Annotated in this window: 5 protein-coding genes; 2 read left to right on the top strand and 3 right to left on the bottom strand. The window is 68.3% G+C overall.

What is annotated here, in order from left to right; genetic code table 11:
* Nucleotides 1–91 precede the first annotated feature (91 nt).
* A complete protein-coding gene (locus ACIA5H_RS07605; RefSeq protein WP_397074629.1) occupies nt 92–17,260 on the top strand; it encodes an amino acid adenylation domain-containing protein in 17,169 nt (5,722 codons plus the stop codon).
* Nucleotides 17,257–17,934 (top strand): DUF6875 domain-containing protein, encoded by a 678-nt coding sequence (locus tag ACIA5H_RS07600; RefSeq protein WP_397074627.1) that lies wholly within the window; start codon nt 17,257–17,259, stop codon nt 17,932–17,934. The genes ACIA5H_RS07605 and ACIA5H_RS07600 overlap by 4 nt, the downstream gene beginning before the upstream one ends.
* A 73-nt stretch (nt 17,935–18,007) precedes the next feature.
* Here ACIA5H_RS07600 and ACIA5H_RS07595 read toward each other — a convergent pair whose 3' ends face one another.
* The 3 genes from ACIA5H_RS07595 to ACIA5H_RS07585 form a co-directional block, all read right to left on the bottom strand.
* Nucleotides 18,008–18,910: a S1C family serine protease gene (locus ACIA5H_RS07595; RefSeq protein ID WP_397075041.1), complete on the bottom strand. Its 903-nt coding sequence runs from the start codon at nt 18,908–18,910 to the stop codon at nt 18,008–18,010.
* Nucleotides 18,911–19,078: 168 nt separating this feature from the next.
* Nucleotides 19,079–19,447, bottom strand: coding sequence for a nuclear transport factor 2 family protein (locus ACIA5H_RS07590; protein WP_397074625.1), 369 nt, complete (start codon nt 19,445–19,447; stop codon nt 19,079–19,081).
* Nucleotides 19,448–19,587: 140 nt separating this feature from the next.
* Complete coding sequence (locus ACIA5H_RS07585; RefSeq protein ID WP_397074623.1) at nt 19,588–20,526, bottom strand: CorA family divalent cation transporter; 939 nt, start codon at nt 20,524–20,526, stop codon at nt 19,588–19,590.
* Between the last annotated feature and the right edge of the window lie 358 nt (nt 20,527–20,884).

Raw genomic sequence — 20,884 nt, 5'->3', positions numbered from 1 at the left:
CAACTATTTGCCGCTCTGCATCGTGGTTTAGGTGTACGCGAACGAACCGGTCGGCTTAAACTGATTTCCGGTCGGGTCTGGAGGCAAGGTGATGACCGTTCAGCGACCGCAGTTCGACCCCGACCGTGGATCGAACACCGCACCGGACGTGTCGCCACCAGAGCCTGTACCGCTGTCAGCCGGACAGCGGGGGCTGTGGCTGGCGCAACGCTTGAGTCCGGACGTCCCGATATGCGAGGCGCAATACGTCGAGTTCCACGGCGAGCTCGATCGTGAGCTTCTGCGTTCGCTGATAATTCGCGCGGGTCACGAGTTCCAGTCAGGGTATTTTCGGCTGGTCGAGGTGGACGGCACCCCGCATCAACTGTTCGACCCGTCACTGGCTTCGACGGGGCCGGTAATCGATACGCGTGCCGAACCGGATCCCATGGCGGCGGCATTGAAGTGGATGCACGACGAATACACCGCACCGCTGGATATGGCTCGGGACCGGTTGTGGGCGGGGGCGCTTCTGCAGGTCGGCGACCGGCATTACCTGTTGTACAACAGAGCTCACCATGTCGCGGTGGACGGCTACGCCGCGATGACGATGTTGAACCGGCTCGCGGAGTTGTATACGGCCGCCGTGGAGGAACGGCCGCCGGAACCGAATCGGGCGGCGGACCTTCGCACACTGTACGAGGCCGACCGCATGTATCGGGAGTCGAAGCGGTTCGCCGACGACCAGGCATATTGGGTGGACAAGCTCGCCGATGTCGCCGATGACGAATCCAGTCTGGCGACCCGCTACGCGCCGCCGCGTGCGGACAGCGTGGTCGCGATGGCCGAACTGCCGACGGCGCTGGTGGGGCGGATCGCGGACGCCGCGAAAGCGCTCGACGCGAGCCCGGCCGCGGTGGTGATCGCCGCGTTCGGTTGCTATCTGGCCCGGATGACCGGCCGGGACGAGGTCCTCGTCGATGTTCCCGTCTCCGGCCGAACCACGGCCGTCCTGCGCCGGTCCGGCGGGGTGTTCGTCAACCTCGCGCCGCTTCCGCTCGCACTCGGCGCGGAAGACACGGTCGCGACGCTGGTACGGCGGGTTCAATCCGACTTGGTCGGCGCGTTGCGCCACCAGCGGTGCGGCCTCGCCGATATTCGCGCCGCCACCGGATCGCGCGGGCAGCGGCGGTTCGCGGGCCCGATGGTGAACGTCATGTTCTTCCCCCAGAAGATCCGCTTCGGCGAGTTGACCGGGGACTTCCACATCCTCAGCTCCGGGCCGGTCGAGGATCTCCTGGTCAACCTGTATCAGACCGGAGAACCGCCGCGGACGATCCTGCACTTCCTGGCCAATCCCGACCGCTACACCGGCCCCGAACTGTCCGCCCACCACAGCGAGTTCGTGGAGTTCCTCGACGAGTTCGCCGCCGCCACGCCGGCCACCGACCTCGCGCGGATCCACCCCGGCAGTGCGCGCGAAGCGGCCCGGATCCGAAGCCGCCGCGACGACCTCGCGTTCTGGCGCGACGCCCTCGCGGACCTTCCGGAGGAGTTGTCGTTGCCGGTGGATCGTCCCCGCCCCGCAGTGGCCTCCCACCACGGCGCCACCACCACCTACACCCTCGACACCGAACTCATCACCGCACTACACACCCTCGCACGCCAGCACGACTGCTCGGTGTTCATGGTCATCCACGCCACCCTCGCAGTCCTGCTCGCCCGCCTCAGCAACAGCACCGACATCCCCATCGGCACCCCCATCGCCGGACGCGGCGACCCCGCCCTCGACGACCTCATCGGCATGTTCGTCAACACCCTCGTCCTACGCACCCACATCAACCCCCACGAACCCTTCACCGACCTACTCACCCGCACCAGAAACACCGACCTGCAAGCCTTCCAACACGCCGACATCCCCTTCGAACAACTCGTCGACCACCTCACCCCCCACCGCACCCGCTCCCACCACCCCCTCTTCCAAACACTGCTCGCCTTCCAAAACCTCGACCAACCCCACCTCCACCTCCCCCACCTCGACATCACCCCCACCGAACCACCCACCCCCACAGCACGATTCGACCTACAAATCATCCTCACCGACAACCACAACGGCGAGATGACCGCCACCATCACCTACGCCACCGACCTCTACAACCCCACCACCATCGACACCCTCACCCACCGATGGCTCCACATCCTGCACGCCATCACCACCAACCCCACCCAACCCATCGCCACCATCGACATCCTCGACCCCACCGAAAAAACCGACCTCCTCACCCGCACCGGACCACCACCCACACCACCGACCACACTGCCCGACCTCCTCACCACCACCGCCCACAACCACCCCCACAACACCGCCATCATCCACAACAACCACCACATCACCTACCAAGAACTCGACCAACGCTCCAACCACCTCGCCCACCAACTCCTCCACCACCACATCGGCCCCGAAGACATCGTCGCCATCGCCATCCCCCGCTCCCCCGAAACCATCATCGCCATCTGGGCCATCACCAAAACCGGCGCCGCCTTCCTACCCATCGACCCCACACACCCCACCCAACGAATCACCCACATCACCACCAACTCCCACACCACCATCGGCCTCACCACCACCCCCACACACCCACACCTCCCCCACACCATCAACTGGCTCACCATCGACAACACCCCACCCACCACCACCCCACCCATCACCGACAAAGACCGCGTACGCCCGCTGCGCGTCGACGACATCGCCTACGTCATCTACACCTCCGGATCGACCGGGCTGCCCAAAGGCGTCGCGGTCACCCACCGAGGGCTCGCCAGCTGCGTCGCCCAGCACCGGGATCTCGCGTGTATCGAATCCGCTTCTCGGGTACTGCACGCGGCTTCACCGAGCTTCGATCTGGCGATACTGGAAATGCTGTCGGCGCTGAGCGGCGCGGGTTCGGCCATGGTCATCGCGCCCAGCTCCGTCCAAGGCGGCGACGACCTGGGCGAACTGCTCGTTCGCCAGCGGGTCAGCCACGCTTTCCTCACACCTTCGGTGTTGTCCACCCTCGACCGAACCCGACTGCCGCTACCGGATTTGAGGTGTCTGCTGATCGGTGGCGAAGGCCTCGGCGCAGAGTTGGTCGAACGCTGGAGCGGCGACCGGGACATTCTCAACGGATACGGCCCGGCCGAGGCAACCATCGCCGCCACGCTGAGTGGCCCGTTGGTGGCGGGTGAGGCCGTCACCATCGGCCACCCCATCCCCGGCACCCACGAATGGGTCCTCGACCAACACCTACAACCCGTACCCACCGGCGTAGCAGGCGAACTCTACATCGCCGGACCACTCCTCGCCCGCGGATACCACCACAACCCAGCCCTCACCGCCGAACGCTTCATCGCCTGCCCCTGGCTACCCGGCACCCGCATGTACCGCACCGGCGACCTCGTCCGCTGGCAACCCGACCACACCCTCCAACACCTCGGCCGCACCGACTTCCAAGTCAAAATCCACGGCCAACGCATCGAACTCGGCGAAATCGACACCACCCTCACCACCCACCCCACCGTCGACTACGCCACCACCATCGGCCACCACGACGACAACGGAAACCACACCCTCATCTCCTACGTCGTCCCCACACCCCACCACACCATCGACACCACCACCCTCACCCAACACCTCACCACCCAACTACCCACCTACATGATCCCCACCGCGATCATCCCCCTCGACCACATCCCCCTCACCCCCACCGGAAAACTCGACCGCACCGCACTACCCACACCACCACCCACCGACCACAAACCCTACCGACCACCACGAACACCCCTCGAACACACCATCACCCAAGCATTCACCGACATACTCCACACCAACACCATCGGACTCGACGACTCCTTCTTCACCCTCGGCGGCGACAGCTTGGGCGCGATGCGGATCGCGGCGCGAGTCGGGTCCGCGCTGGATACCGAGATCCCGGTCCAGCTGCTGTTCGAGGCGCCCACGGTGGGGGAGCTCGCGGCCCGCGTCGAACGGCATGTCGGCCAGGGGCGGCAGCGCCCGCCGCTGATCGCCGGGCCACGCCCCGAGCTCGTGCCGCTGGCGCCTGCCCAACAACGGATGTGGTTCCTCAACCAGTACGACACCAGCTCGGGGGCGTACAACTTGCCGATCGTCCTGCGGCTGCGCGGCGAACTGAACGTCGACGCCTTGCGATCGGCTCTGGTCGACGTGCTACGCAGACACGAGTCGCTGCGCACGCGGTACCCGGATCACGACGGAAAGCTGATCCAGCTGATCGAACCCGTCGACGAAGTCGATCGCGAGCTGGCTCTGGTATTCGTTCCGCCGAGCCGGATGGCCGCCGCGGTAACCGAATTCGTGAGCGAAGGCTTCGATGTGAGCGCCCAGGTGCCGGTGCGCGCCCGATTGTTCCGGGCCACCGGCGGCGCGGAGCCGGAATACGTACTGGCCGTCGTGGTGCACCACATCGCGGCGGACGGCTTCTCCATGACGCCACTGGCTCGCGACGTGACGACCGCGTACGCCGCGCGGATCCGCGGCGAAGCACCGTCGTGGACGCCCCTGCCCGTCCAGTACGCGGACTACGCGCTGTGGCAGCAAGCCGCTCTCGGATCACCCGACGATCCGGAATCGCTGAGCGCCCGGCAACTCCGATATTGGACCGAGGCTCTGGACGGCCTCGTCGAGGAGTTGTCGTTGCCGGTGGATCGTCCCCGCCCCGCAGTGGCCTCCCACCACGGCGCCACCACCACCTACACCCTCGACACCGAACTCATCACCGCACTACACACCCTCGCACGCCAGCACGACTGCTCGGTGTTCATGGTCATCCACGCCACCCTCGCAGTCCTGCTCGCCCGCCTCAGCAACAGCACCGACATCCCCATCGGCACCCCCATCGCCGGACGCGGCGACCCCGCCCTCGACGACCTCATCGGCATGTTCGTCAACACCCTCGTCCTACGCACCCACATCAACCCCCACGAACCCTTCACCGACCTACTCACCCGCACCAGAAACACCGACCTGCAAGCCTTCCAACACGCCGACATCCCCTTCGAACAACTCGTCGACCACCTCACCCCCCACCGCACCCGCTCCCACCACCCCCTCTTCCAAACACTGCTCGCCTTCCAAAACCTCGACCAACCCCACCTCCACCTCCCCCACCTCGACATCACCCCCACCGAACCACCCACCCCCACAGCACGATTCGACCTACAAATCATCCTCACCGACAACCACAACGGCGAGATGACCGCCACCATCACCTACGCCACCGACCTCTACAACCCCACCACCATCGACACCCTCACCCACCGATGGCTCCACATCCTGCACGCCATCACCACCAACCCCACCCAACCCATCGCCACCATCGACATCCTCGACCCCACCGAAAAAACCGACCTCCTCACCCGCACCGGACCACCACCCACACCACCGACCACACTGCCCGACCTCCTCACCACCACCGCCCACAACCACCCCCACAACACCGCCATCATCCACAACAACCACCACATCACCTACCAAGAACTCGACCAACGCTCCAACCACCTCGCCCACCAACTCCTCCACCACCACATCGGCCCCGAAGACATCGTCGCCATCGCCATCCCCCGCTCCCCCGAAACCATCATCGCCATCTGGGCCATCACCAAAACCGGCGCCGCCTTCCTACCCATCGACCCCACACACCCCACCCAACGAATCACCCACATCACCACCAACTCCCACACCACCATCGGCCTCACCACCACCCCCACACACCCACACCTCCCCCACACCATCAACTGGCTCACCATCGACAACACCCCACCCACCACCACCCCACCCATCACCGACAAAGACCGCGTACGCCCGCTGCGCGTCGACGACATCGCCTACGTCATCTACACCTCCGGATCGACCGGGCTGCCCAAAGGCGTCGCGGTCACCCACCGAGGGCTCGCCAGCTGCGTCGCCCAGCACCGGGATCTCGCGTGTATCGAATCCGCTTCTCGGGTACTGCACGCGGCTTCACCGAGCTTCGATCTGGCGATACTGGAAATGCTGTCGGCGCTGAGCGGCGCGGGTTCGGCCATGGTCATCGCGCCCAGCTCCGTCCAAGGCGGCGACGACCTGGGCGAACTGCTCGTTCGCCAGCGGGTCAGCCACGCTTTCCTCACACCTTCGGTGTTGTCCACCCTCGACCGAACCCGACTGCCGCTACCGGATTTGAGGTGTCTGCTGATCGGTGGCGAAGGCCTCGGCGCAGAGTTGGTCGAACGCTGGAGCGGCGACCGGGACATTCTCAACGGATACGGCCCGGCCGAGGCAACCATCGCCGCCACGCTGAGTGGCCCGTTGGTGGCGGGTGAGGCCGTCACCATCGGCCACCCCATCCCCGGCACCCACGAATGGGTCCTCGACCAACACCTACAACCCGTACCCACCGGCGTAGCAGGCGAACTCTACATCGCCGGACCACTCCTCGCCCGCGGATACCACCACAACCCAGCCCTCACCGCCGAACGCTTCATCGCCTGCCCCTGGCTACCCGGCACCCGCATGTACCGCACCGGCGACCTCGTCCGCTGGCAACCCGACCACACCCTCCAACACCTCGGCCGCACCGACTTCCAAGTCAAAATCCACGGCCAACGCATCGAACTCGGCGAAATCGACACCACCCTCACCACCCACCCCACCGTCGACTACGCCACCACCATCGGCCACCACGACGACAACGGAAACCACACCCTCATCTCCTACGTCGTCCCCACACCCCACCACACCATCGACACCACCACCCTCACCCAACACCTCACCACCCAACTACCCACCTACATGATCCCCACCGCGATCATCCCCCTCGACCACATCCCCCTCACCCCCACCGGAAAACTCGACCGCACCGCACTACCCACACCACCACCCACCGACCACAAACCCTACCGACCACCACGAACACCCCTCGAACACACCATCACCCAAGCATTCACCGACATACTCCACACCAACACCATCGGACTCGACGACTCCTTCTTCACCCTCGGCGGCGACAGCATCATGTCGATCCAGTTGGTCAATCGAGCCAGGGCGGCGGGTGTGGTGTTCACCCCGCGCGACGTGTTCGACCGCAAGACGGTCGCCGGGCTGGCCGAGGTCGCCGTCCGCGGCGGCACCGCGGCGACCGCGCTCGCGGCCGAACTGCCCGGCGGAGGCGTGGGGCCGGTGCCGGTCACGCCGATCGTCCGGTGGCTGCTCGAGCGGGCCGGGTCGGGGTTCGGCCGCTTCTCGCAGGCGGTGTTGCTCGGACTGCCGCCGGGGATCGACCGGCAGCAGCTGGTGGGCACGGTGCAGGCGGTACTCGATCGGCACGACATGCTGCGCGCGCGGCTGCGCCCGACCGACGACGGAAGTTGGGCGTGGGAAGCCTTGCCCGCCGGGGCGATTCGAGCCGAGGACGTCATCCGTCGGGTGGCGATGCCGGAAGCCCCGGGAAGCGCCGAGTTCCGTGCTTCTGTGGCGGCGGAGTTGGACGCCGCCGCGGACCGGCTCGATCCGGGCGCCGGGGTCGTGCTGCAGGTGGTCTGGTTCGACCCGGTAGCCACGACGGAGCCGGGCCGGGCGCTGGTGGTGGCGCACCATACGGCCGTCGACGGAGTGTCCTGGCGGGTGCTGGTGCCGGATCTCGCGATCGCGTGGGCGCGGATCGAGTCCGGCGAACCACCTGAGCTGGCCCCGGTCGGGACGTCCATGCGCAGGTGGGCCCACGGGCTGGTCGAATCGGCCGGAAGCGCCGAGCGGCGCGCCGAATTCGGATTCTGGAAAGCGATGGCCGCCGGAGACGATCCGGTGATCGGATCCCGCCCCCTCGACCCCGCGATCGATGTCGCCGCCACTGCCCGCACGGTCGAGATCGATGTTCCCCCCGAGGTGACCGAGGCGTTGTTGACCACCGTGCCCGCGGCATTCCACGGCGAGGTGAGCGACGGGCTGCTGGCCGCGCTGGCGGTGGCGGTGACGAGGTGGCGGCGCGAGCGCGACACGGTCGCCTCCGGCGATCTCGCGGACGTCGTGATCGGTTTGGAAGGGCACGGCCGCGAGGAGCGCGCGGTCCCCGGCGCGGATCTGGCGCGGACGGTCGGCTGGTTCACCACGAGTTTCCCGATGCGCCTCGACCTGTCCGGCATCGATGTCGACGACGCGACCGCGGGCGGGCCCGCGCTGGGGGCAGCGGTCAAGTCGGTGAAGGAACAGTTGCGCAAGGTCCCGGACCACGGGATCGGCTACGGCTTGCTGCGGTATCTCAACACCGATACCGGACCGGAACTCGAGAGCATGCCGACACCGCAGATCGGATTCAACTACCTCGGCCGCGTCGCCACGAAGATGCCCGGAGGAGCGCCGTCGGCCGGATGGCTACCGGTGGACGACGGCGGGGACCTCTCGGGCGCAGAGTTCACCGGTGCGCTCGATCCGGACCTGCCGATGTCGGCGGTGCTCGACATCAACGCCCTCGTCCTGGACGACGGCGACCGGCGGCGGCTGCGGGCGAGGTGGTCGTATCCGGACGGGGTGCTCACCGCCGACCAGGTGCACGAGGTGGCGGAGTCGTGGCGCCGGGTACTGACCGCGTTGGCGGCATACAGCCGCCGCGCCGGGACCGGCGGACGGACGCCGTCGGATCTGGACCTCGTCGATCTCACCCAGTCCGATATCGAGCGGCTCGAGACCGGATATCCGGCGCTGAGCGATGTTTGGCCGTTGACTCCGTTGCAGGAGGGATTGCTGTTCCATGCGGTGTTCGCCGAGGAATCGGTGGACGCCTATGTGGTCCAGCTGGTCCTCGAACTGGGTGGGCGAGTCGATGCGCAGCGGCTGCGCCGAGCCGGGCAGGCGCTGCTGAACCGGCATGCGAATCTGCGCGCGGCGTTCGTCACCGACACCGGGCCGGTGCAGGTGGTCGACGAAGACGTCCAGGCGCCATGGACGGAGCTGGACCTGTCCGGGCTGGACGACGGGGAACGGGATCGAGAGTGGACTCGGCTGATGGCCGAGGACCGCGCGACCCGGTTCGACCCGTCGCGCGCCCCACTGCTGCGCTGGATGCTGGTCACCATCGGGCCGGAGCGCTTCCGGCTGGTGCTGACCAACCATCACCTGTTGCTGGACGGCTGGTCGATGCCGCTGCTCCTGAGGGAGTTGCTGGTGCTCTACGCCACCGACTGCGACGACGCGATGCTCCCTCGTGTCCGGCCCTATCGGGACTTCTTGGCGTGGCTGGCGCGGCAGGACCCGACCGCTTCGCTCGACGCCTGGGCCCGTGCGTTCGACGGCGCCGACGAGCCGACTCTGATGGCTCCATCCGACCCCCGCCGCCGCTACACCGAATCACGAGATGTCCTCGGCGAATTGACCGAGGAACAGACCGCCGACTTGACGAACCTGGCGCGGGCACGCGGAGTCACCCTCAACACCGTGGTCCAGACGGCCTGGGCGATTGTGTTGGGCGCCTTGACATCCCGGACGGATGTCACCTTCGGCACCACCGTCTCCGGGCGGCCTCCGCAACTTTCGGACGTCGAATCGATGATCGGGCTGTTCGTCAACACGCTGCCGGTGCGTGTCCGGCTCGACCGCACCGAGAGTTTGGGGCAGCTGCTCGACCGGATCCAGGCCGAACAAGCCGCGCTGCTCGACCACCACTACGTGGGCCTGACCGACATCGAACGGGTGGCCGGCCCGGGAGCGGTGTTCGACACGATGACGGTGTTCGAGTCCTATCCGGTCGATCGTGGCGGGCTCACCGCGGACACCGACATCGCGGGCATGCGGCTGCTCGATGTGAGCGGCACCGACGCGGCGCACTATCCGATCGGCGTTGTCGCCCAGGTCGACACGCGATTGCGTCTCGACATCAAGTACCTGCCCGATCTCTTCGACCACGACATGATGGACGCGACGCTGCGTCGAGTTCTGCGCGTGCTGGGCGCGGTCGCCACCGACCCGGATCTACCGCTGTCCCGGCTGGATCTGCTGTCCTCCGCGGAATACCGCGAGTTGGCGCCCGTGTCGGGTCGTCCGACGGTGTCGGCGCAGGTCTTGCCGGATCTGCTGGCCGCGGCGGTGGCGAACGATCCGGGTGCGGTCGCGGCGGTGTGCGGCGATCGCCGGTGGACTTACGGCGAACTGGACGCGGAGTCGAATCGCCTGGCACGCATGCTGATCGGCCTGGGAGCGGGCCCGGAGACGAGCGTCGCGGTCGGATTGCCGCGGTCGTTCGAGTCGGTGCTGGCGGTCTGGGCCGTGGCGAAGTCCGGGGCGGCGTTCGCGCCGATGGATCCCGAGTATCCGGCCGGCCGCATCGCGTTCATGCTCACCGATTCGGGTGTGGCGGTGGGGATCACGCTGTCGCGATGGCGGGATCGTTTCCCCGGATCGGTGCGATGGCTGGCGCTCGACGAACCGGCGGTCGAAGCGCAGCTGGCGGGATTCCCGGCAGCGCCGGTGAGCGACGAGGAGCGAGCACGGCCGGTGCGGCCCGACCACGCGGCGTACGTGATCTACACGTCCGGGTCGACGGGAGAGCCGAAAGGCGTGGTGGTGTCGCACAAGGGGCTGGCGAATCTGGTGGACGATCAATGTACGCGTTTGGGTGTCGGGCCGGGCACGCGGGTGCTGCACGCCGCGTCTCCGAGTTTCGACGCGGCGGTACTCGAATACCTCTGGGCGTTCGCGACGGGCGGGCAACTGGTGATCGCGCCGCCGACTGTCTACGGCGGGGACGAGCTGGCGCAAATCTTGGCGCGGGAGCGGGTTTCGCACGCGGCGCTGACGCCGACGGCCTTGGCGACGGTCGATCCGGCCGGGCTCGGAGGCCTCGGGACGGTCGTGATCGGCGGCGAGGAACCCCCACCGGAGTTGGTGTCGCGGTGGGCGCCGGGCCGCAGATTGTTCAACACCTACGGTCCTGCCGAGGCCACGATCCAGACCGACGCCGGGCGCCCGCTGGTGGCGGGTGAGGCCGTGACGACCGGCAGCCCGATCCGCGGGGTGCAGGAGATCGTGCTCGACACCTGGTTGCGGCCGGTACCGGTCGGAGTCGTCGGCGAGTTGTATCTGGCGGGTCCCGCTTTGGCGCGCGGCTACCGCAACCGGGTGGGCACGACCGCGTCTCGGTTCGTCGCGAATCCGTTCGCGAGGCCGGGGCAGCGCATGTACCGGACCGGTGACCTGGTGCGGTGGCTGCGGTCGCCGACCGGACATCTGACGCTCGACTACATGGGCCGGACGGATTCTCAGGTGAAGATCCGTGGTTTCCGCATCGAACTCGGCGAGGTCGAATCGGCGCTGCTCGCGTACTCGGGTGTGGCGCACGCGGTGGCAGCCGTGCGCCGAGGCGCGGTCACCGGCGACCGGTTGATCGGGTACGTGGTCCCCGAGTCCGGGGCCGAGCTCGACACGGACGCGATTCGCGAGTTCGCCGCGGAGCGGTTGGCCTCGCACATGGTGCCCGCGACCGTCGTGGTGATCGACGCGCTGCCGAGGACGGCCAACGGCAAGCTGGACCGCACCGCTCTGCCCGAGCCCGACTTCACCCCCCGTGCCGGATCCCGGCCACCGGCCACCGAGCTCGAGACGACGCTGGCCGGACTGTTCGCGGAGGTGCTCGGACTCGACGAGGTCGGCGCGGACGATTCGTTCTTCGCCATGGGCGGCGACAGCATCATGGCGATTCAGCTGGTCGCGCGCGCCAAGGCGGCGGATCTGCTGTTCTCCGCACGCGACGTGTTCGAGCACGGAACGGTCGCCGAACTGGCCCGGGTCGCCGTGCGCGACAGCACCGAGGCCACCGCCCTGCCCGCCGAACTGCCCGGCGGAGGCGTGGGACAGATACCGCTGACGCCGATCATGTGCTGGATGTTCGAACGCGGTGGCTTCGACCGTTTCAGCCAGTGGGCGATGCTCACGCTGCCTGCCGGTATCGACAGCGCCGGAATCGGCGCCACTGTCCAAGCGGTGCTCGAACGCCACGACATGCTGCGAGCCCGGCTACGCCCGGACCCCGCGCACGCGTCCGGCTGGGCGCTGCACGTATCGCCGACCGCCGCACCAGCCGCGGGGCTGATCCGGCGCGTGCCGGTAACCGCGGCGCCGGACAGCAGCGACTTCGCCGCGATCGCCGACGCCGAGGCGAACGCCGCGGCCGAGCGCCTCGACCCCGCGGCAGGCGTCGTGCTGCAACTGGTCTGGTTCGAGTGGGCGCGACAGCCGGGACGGCTGCTGATCGTCGCGCATCACCTGGTCGTCGACGGCGTTTCGTGGCGCATTCTGGTTCCCGACCTCGCAATCGCGTGGGCGCAGATCAGCGCGGGGCAACCGCCGCGGCTCGCGCCTGTCGGTACCTCGATGCGACGCTGGGCGCATGCCCTGAACACCGCCGCCGCGCGCCGGGACGAACTCGAGTGGTGGCGCACCACACTCGACGTCGCGGACCCGCCGATCGGCGCACGCCCCATCGATCCCGCGGTGGACGTGCAGGCCACCGTCGCGACCGTCGAGGTGAAGCTGCCCATCGCGGCGACCCGCGCGGTGCTCACCACGCTGCCGGAGGCCTTCCGCGGCAACGTGGACGACGCGCTGATCGCGGGGCTCGCTCTGGCGCTGACCCGATGGCGGCGCGAGCACGGCGACACCGCGCCGGAAACGCTGCTCACCCTCGAAAGCCACGGCCGCCACGACACGGTGCTCCCGCACGCCGACCTCTCGCGCACCGTCGGATGGTTCACCACCACCTATCCGGTGCGACTCGACTTGTCCGGCATCGACATAGATGACGCGTTCGCCGCCGGACCCGCCGCCGGGGCTGTCGTCAAATCAGTGAAGGAACGTTTGCGGCAGGTCCCCGATCACGGGATCGGATACGGCCAGCTGCGATACCTCGACGCCGATACCGCCCGCATCCTGCGTGCGCTGCCCGCACCGCAGGTGAGCTTCAACTATATGGGCAGATACGACACCATTCCCGCCGCGTTGCGCGAGGCCGGGTGGATGCCCGCCGGAGGCGGCGGAGTCCAGAACCCCGACGCGGCCGCCGCATCCGTGCTGGGAGTCAACGCGGTCGTCACCGACACCCCGGAAGGGCCGGCTCTCACCGCCGCCTGGGACTATCCGACCGGTCTGTTGACCTCCGACGAGGTCACCGGCCTCGCGGAACTGTGGCGCGACGCGGTGACCGCGCTGGCCGACTACGCGTCCCGGCCCGGCGCCGGCGGGCTCACCCCCTCCGACCTCGACCTCCTCGATCTGAGCCAGGACACGATCGACCGGCTGGAGCGCCTGCACCCGGCCCTGGACGACATCTGGCCGCTCACGCCGCTGCAGACCGGGTTGCTGTTCCACGCTCAGCTCGCGGACGGCGCCCTCGACGCCTACATCGTGCAACTCTGCATGGAACTCGGCGGGCACGTCGACGCCGAGCGGCTGCGCCGCGCCGCGCAGGCGCTCGTCGGACGGCACCCCAACCTGCGGACCGCGTTCGTGCGCGACGGCGCGGGTGAAGCGGTCCAAGTGGTGCACAAGCACGTCGACGTGCCGTTCACCCTCATCGACCTGGCCGAGCACGACGATTCCGCCGCCGCGCTGGATCAGCTCATGGCCGCCGACCGGCGCGCCAGCTTCGACGTGGCGGCGGCGCCGCTGCTGCGAATGACGTTGGTGCGCATTGCCCCCGAGCGATACCGGCTGGTGTGGAGCATGCATCACATCCTCGTCGACGGCTGGTCCACGCCACTGCTCATCCGGGAGCTGCTGACCCTCTACGCCTGCGACGACGACGCCACGGCGCCCGCTCCGGGCCGTCCCTTCCGTGACTACCTGACGTGGCTGCACGCCCAAGACCGGAACGCGGCGGAAACCGCGTGGACGCGGGCACTCGACGGCGTGTCGGAGCCGACGCTGCTGGCGATCGCGGACCGCGGCCGCAGGCACACCGCCGCCACGCGCGAGGTACAAGTTCAGCTCGGCGAAGACCGCACCTCGGCGCTGGTCGCCACAGCCCACCGACAGGAGGTCACGCTCAACACCCTCGTTCAGGCCGCCTGGGGAATCGTGCTGGCCAACGCGACCGGCCGCGAGGACGTGGTGTTCGGCACCACCGTCTCCGGGCGCCCGCCCCAGATCGCCGGCATCGAATCGATGATCGGGCTGTTCATCAACACGGTGCCGGTGCGGGTCCGGCTGGACCACCGCGAAACCCTCGCCCAACTGGTGCGGCGAATCCGGACCGAACAAGCCGCGCTGCTCGACCATCACCACCTGGGCCTGGCCCAGATCCAGCAGATCGCCGGTCCTGGCGCGATGTTCGACACCGTGACGGCCTTCGAGTCCTACCCGATCGACTCGACCGGGTTGTCCGAAGACACCGACATCGCAGGAATGCGTGTCCTGGGCGTGCACGGACGCGATGCCGCGCACTACCCGCTCGGCCTGATCGTGCACCAGGACAACAGATTGCACCTGACCTTCAAATACTTGCCCGACCTGCTGACCCGGCAGCAGATCGACGCCATCGCCGACCGTGTGCTGCGCGTGCTCGACACCGTCGCGGACCACATCGACCTGCCGCTCACCCGGCTACAGCTGCTGTCGCAGGCCGAGCAGGCCGCGCTGGTCCCCGTGCGTGGCCCGCGCGGCGCGGTGATGTCGGTGCTGCCGCAGGTGCTGACCGCCGCGATGGAACCGGAGACCGAAGCGGTGGTCTGCGACGGCGTACGACTGTCCTACCGCGAACTCGACGAAACCTCGAACCAGTGGGCGCGGGTGTTGATCGACACCGGGATAGGACCGGAATCGTTCGTAGCCATAGCGCTACCTCGCTCCATCGACGCCATGATCGCCGTGTGGGCGGTCGCGAAGACCGGCGGCGCGTTCGTCCAGGTGGAACCCAGCCATCCGCGCGAACGCAGCACGACCATCCTCACGGATTCCGGTGCCATGGTCGGGCTTACTCGCGAGCCCTACCGAAATCAGTTGCCGGACAACATCAAATGGCTGACCGTCGACAGCCCCTCCTTCGCGGCGACGTCGGCAGAAGTGTCCTCCGCGGCGATCGGCGATGCCGACCGAACAGCCCCACTACGGCCACAGCACCCGGCCTACCTGGTCTACACCTCCGGCTCCACCGGAACCCCGAAGGGCGTCGTGGTCACACATACCGGGATAGCGAACCTGGCCGCGGACACGCGGGAACGGTTCGGCATCACTCCGTCCTCTCGGATACTGGCTGTCGCCTCGCCGAGCTTCGACGTCTCGATCCTCGAATGGATCAGCGCCGTCTGCGGCGGAGCCACGCTGATCCTCGCCCCCACACCGGTCGGCGCCGGACTGTCCGAGCTGGTCCGGGCGGAACACGTCACCCATGCCGCGCTCACCCCGACGATGCTCGCCGCGATGAATCCCGACGGACTCGAAACCCTGGTCATCGGCGGTGAGCCGTGTCCGCCGGAGCTGGCGGCGCGATGGACGCCGGGCCGCACGGTGCTCATCAGCTACGGGGCCACCGAGACCACGGTCGTGAGCTGCGCAGGCACTCCGCTGTCCACCACCGTCGACGGCCCGATCGCCATCGGCGGCCCGATCCGCGGATTCACCGCCGTCGTACTCGATCGCAATCTCCGCCCCGTTCCGTTCGGAGTGGTCGGCGAACTCTATCTGTCCGGACCGGGCCTCGCCCGCGGCTACCACAAGCAACCCGCGACCACCGCGAGCCGATTCGTCCCCGCCCCGTACGGGCGGCCCGGGACGCGAATGTATCGCACGGGCGACCTGGTGGCGTGGACCACCGACCGAAGACTGCAATACAAGGGCCGCAGCGACCTGCAGTTGAAGGTCCAGGGCAACCGCGTCGAACCCGGCGAGGTCGAATCCGCGCTGAGCAGCTACCCCGACATCGCCTACGCCGCGGTCACCGTGCACACCCACCCCGACGGCACCGGCCGACTCACCGGCTACGTCGTACCGACGCCGCACACCACACCCGACACCGTCGCCATGACCACCTACCTCGCAACCCGCCTGCCCACCCACATGATCCCCACCGCCATCGTCGTCCTCGACCGGATCCCGCTCACCAGCACCGGCAAATTCGACTACAAAGCTCTGCCCGCGCCGGACCGCCCCCCGTTCCGCGCGCCGTCCACACCTCTGGAGACCGCCGTCTGCGAGGCGTTCGCGCGAACGCTCCAGCTCGAACGAGCCGGTTGCGACGACGGCTTCTTCGCCCTGGGCGGCAACTCGCTGGCCGCGACCCAACTGGTGGCGCGGTTGGAGGAGTCCACCGGGGTGCCCGTGCCGATTCAGTGGATCTTCAGCGACCCGACACCGCAATCGCTGGCCCGCCGCATCGAGGCCCGGCTGCGCGGGTTCGAGGAACCCGACCCTCATGACGCGCTCGCGGTGCTGCTCCCCCTGCGCGCGACCGGCGTCGAACCGCCACTGTTCTGCGTCCACCCGGCCATCGGTTTGGCTTGGGGTTTCAGCGGACTCGTGCAGCACCTCGGCTCGGAGCGACCCGTCCACGGGCTGCAATCCCCGGCGCTGACCGACCCCACCGCGCGGTTCGACACGCTCGACCAACTCGCCGCCCGCTACGTGCGGGAGATCCGGTCGGTCCAGCCGCACGGCCCCTACCACCTGCTCGGCTACTCGTTGGGCGGCACCATCGCGCACGCGATCGCCGTGCGACTTCGTCGCGAGGGCGAACCCGTCGCCACCTTGGCGATGATGGACACCCGCGTTGTCGACGCGGGCAGCGCGCAAGCTCCCCTACCCAGCCTCCGGGACATGCTCACCGAGTTCGGCGGCGTGGCCGGTTCCCGAATTCCGGCCGACCTCACCGTCGAGGCCGCGACCGACTTGCTGCACCGGCAAGGCGGTCTCTTCACCGCCCTCACACCCGAGCATCTCGCGACCCTGCACGGCGACTACACCCGGCTCATCGACCTCACCCGAGATCATCGACCGGCACTCTTCGACGGTGATCTGCTCTACTTCAGCGCCGTCGACGGCCACCCGGACGACGGCCCCTCTCCATCTCTAGCGTGGCAGGAGTACCTCACCGGCAGCATCTTCGAACACCGTGTTGCCGTCCCGCACGAAAGGATGACCGACCCCGAGGCGCTACGCGCCATCGGATCAACCCTGACCGAGCATTTCCGCCGCACCCTCGTCCCCCCACCGGAGCCTCCGATCTCAGCAAGGACCAGCCGATGATGAACACCGACCCCATAGTCGGGACACGCTCCGGCGTCCAGCCGGTCAACCTCTTCGCTCCCGACGCGGAAACAGGCCTCGCCGACCACCCCCGGTTCCCCGAACTCCGTCGGTGGACCCGCGAATACCTGTGCCATTCCCACCCGGATCTCGGCCGGCCCGGTCCTGTCTGCCCCTACACCAGCCACGCCATCACGCACAGGTACCTGTGGGCCGCCTACTTCGATGGACACGACATCGATATCGGGCGCATCACCGCGATCGCCGACGACCTGTACGACCTGTTCCCGGCCCTGCCACCGCAGGAGGCGCCCGAGTCGCTGTTCAAGGCCGTTCTCGCGGTCTTTCCCGACCTCACCGACTACGCCTCGATCGACGCGGTGCAACGACAACAGAAAACCAAATTCGTCGACGAAGGTCTGATGATCGGGCAATTCTATCCGGGTTGCACCTACCCCGGATTGCACAATCCGGCGTTCCCGGCGCTCGACGCGCCCCTGCCCATCCTCGCGGTACGCCACATGGCCCCTACCGACTATCCGTTCCTCGTCTCACGCCACGAATGGATCGACACCTACCTCAGGCTCTTCGCCCCTACCATTCCCGGATTCGTCGCCACGGCCATGTCCGTCAGACTCGAGCAGGCAATCGACGCCCAGAAAGACACTTCGTGAGTCGGTAGTGTGGGCGGGTGCGGACGCCCGGTGACCACCGCCGAGCCGGTCCCGGCGACCGGCTGGACAGCGCTCAGTCAGCCACGAGTTCCACCGGGACCGCGATGACGTCGACCATGGCCCCGTTGCGCAGCACGGTGACCGGCAGTTGCACGCCGATCGACTCGGCGAACAGCTGCCGCTGAATCCCCTGCGCGTCACGCACTTCCGACCGCGCCACGCTCAGCACCAGATCACCGCGGCGCAGCCCGGCCAGCTCGGCGGGGCCGCCACGGACCACCTCCACGATGCGCACCCCGGCGGCCTGCCCGGTGCGCGCGGCGACCGGCTCGGGCAGCGGCGCGGGCACGCCGACCAAGCCGAGGTATGCGCGCCGGACACGCCCCTCGGTGTGCAGCGTGCCGATGATCCGGCGCGTCGTCACGTTGATCGGGATGGCGAGGCCGAGCCCGATGCCCGCGACCGCGGTGTTGACGCCGACCACCCGGCCTGCCGAGTCCGACAGCGCGCCACCGGAATTTCCGGGGTTGAGCGCGGCGTCGGTCTGGATCACGTCCTCGATCACGCGGCCGGCGCGGCGGGATGCCACCGGAACCGCGCGCCCGAGCGCGCTCACCACGCCCGCGGTGACCGAACCCGCCAGGCCGAGCGGACTTCCGACCGCCACCACCAGCTGGCCGACCACCAACTGGTCGGCATCTCCGAGCGGCACCGCGTCCGGCGCGCCGCCGCGTGCGCGCAACACCGCGAGATCCGACAGGGGATCCACCCCGACGACGTGGAAGCGGGATTCCACCCCGTCGGCGAAGACCACCTCACCTTCGCGGGCCGCGCCGACGACGTGCGCGTTCGTCAACAGGAACCCGTCGTCGGTGAAGACCACCGCCGATCCGCTCCCCCGCCTGGTCCGCACGCTGGCCACGTGCGGCGTCACCGACGCCGCCACCGCGATCACCGTGCGGGAGTAGGCATCCATCGCGGCGTTGTCCACGCCGACCACCACCCTGTTTGCCGGAATTGCACTACTGCGTCCAGGATGCCCTCGCGCCGCGGACGACGCACGGTGTTCGCCGCAGGCGCAACCCGGCCGCGGGTGCGCCGGGCGTGTCGCCCGGAGACGGATCGCAGGTCCGGCCACCGGCCGCTACGCCGTGGGCACCCGGTCGAGGAAACCGTGCACCCTCGTGATCCGGTCGTCGGCTCCGAGGGAGATCACGTCCGAACCCGCGACCGGGGCGCTGCCGTCGGCCGCGGAGACCAGCTCCCAGGAGAAGCGGGCGATGTCGTGGTGGCCGTCGACCGCGCCGAGGCGACGGAACTCGAACCCGGGGAACTGCGCCTGCACGCCCCCGATGGCCGCCGCCAGCTGGGCGTGCCCGCGCACCTCCGCGAGCGGATCGGTGTACGCGCCGTCCTCGGCCCACGCGGCCGCCACCGCCGCGGCCCGGTCGTCCTCGTCGGTGGCGTTCCACGCGGCGAAGTACCGATCGACCGCTTCCTCGTAGCGCGACATAATGAATCCTCCTGTGCGGTAATGGTTTTCGGCAGCCGTTCGGTCTTCCGATCGGCTGTCTCCAACCTTGCCGCGCCGCGCGCCCAGAGTCGATTACGCGCGAGGTAATGATCGCCGGATAAGCGCGCGCGCCCGAGGGCTCAGCGCAGTAGGCCCCGCTTCTCGAGATAGGCCGATGGAATCACCGCCGCCGCCAGAGCCAGCAGCACGGTGATCAAAAGGCTCAGCTGCCAGGGCAATTCGGCGATGTCGAGCAGACCTGCGGCGTAGCAGCCGACGACCAGAACGGGCGGCAGGACGACCGCGGTGGTGACGGTGAACACCTTGACGATCTCGCTCTGCCGCACGTTCAGGCAGATCGTCACGGATTGCTGCAAGAAGCGGACGTTGTCGTACGCCGAGCCCGCATACTGCCCCACCCCGTCGATGTCGGCGAGCAGGATGCCGATCGCCTCGTCGAGTTCCGCCTTCCCTGACGACGTGTCGGCCATCAGATGCCGCGCGGCGCGGGCCAGCTGCCGCTGGGTCTCCTGAGTGCGCGAGACGATGCGTTCGGTCGCGTTCATCCGCGACATCACGCCGCGCAGGTCGGCGAGCTCGATCTCGCGCCGGTCCCGGCCCGTGATCGTCCGCTCGATCTCGTCGCGCAACGCCTCCATGGCGTCACCCGCATGATGTAGCACCCGCTCCGACGCCTCGTTCAGTGCCCACAGCAGCGCGTACATCACGCCGTGCGCGGAGCCGGCGAGCGCCGGGTCGCGCCGCATCTTCGCGACCGCCTTGTCGAAGGGGACGAAATGCTCGGACGGCTGCAGCGTCACGAGGAATTCACCGCCAAGGGCGAAGACGATCGTCTCCTGTTCGATGTTCTCGCCACGCTGGAATCCGGCCGTCACCGGAAAGTAGCGAAAGCTGTCGGTCTCCAGGACCTGATCGCGTGCGGACGTGAAGTCGATGCCGAGCCGTTCCCGCAGCACCGCCGCGGTGTCGGCGTCGTCGGCGGCGAGCGGAATCCAATGCTGCTGGAGCACTTCGGTATCGAAGTGGTCGGCGGTCACGGCACCGAGAAAGGTCGTCATCGACTACCGCTGCCCGCGGAAGGAGCGCACCGCGGATCCGGCCTGCTGTCGCCGTTCCGGATCTGTTGTGCGAGGCGATGTTTCGGCCTTCTCTGGCAATGTGGCCATAGTGGATGCTCCAATACTTGCTATCGTGCGGGGCTGGCGCGCTCCTCCGGTACCGAGGACGCACGCAGGGGCGAGCAGCGACGTGATCGGGCGGCGCCGCGGGTCGGGGGCCACGTATCGGCCGAACCCGGACGCGCCGCTCTTACGCGCCGGAGAGATGACGAAGGTTGAGGGTCGTACCGCGTCGGCCGATGGGCGCCGTTGCCCGGCGGGCGATCACGCACGCGGATCAACGACGCGCCGGCGCAAC

Origin of the sequence: Nocardia sp. NPDC051900, from assembly GCF_044452545.1 — a bacterium.
Taxonomy (GTDB): Bacteria; Actinomycetota; Actinomycetes; order Mycobacteriales; family Mycobacteriaceae; genus Nocardia; species Nocardia sichangensis.
Note: the sequence above shows the minus strand (reverse complement) of the source record. Positions and strands in the feature narration are given on the sequence as shown.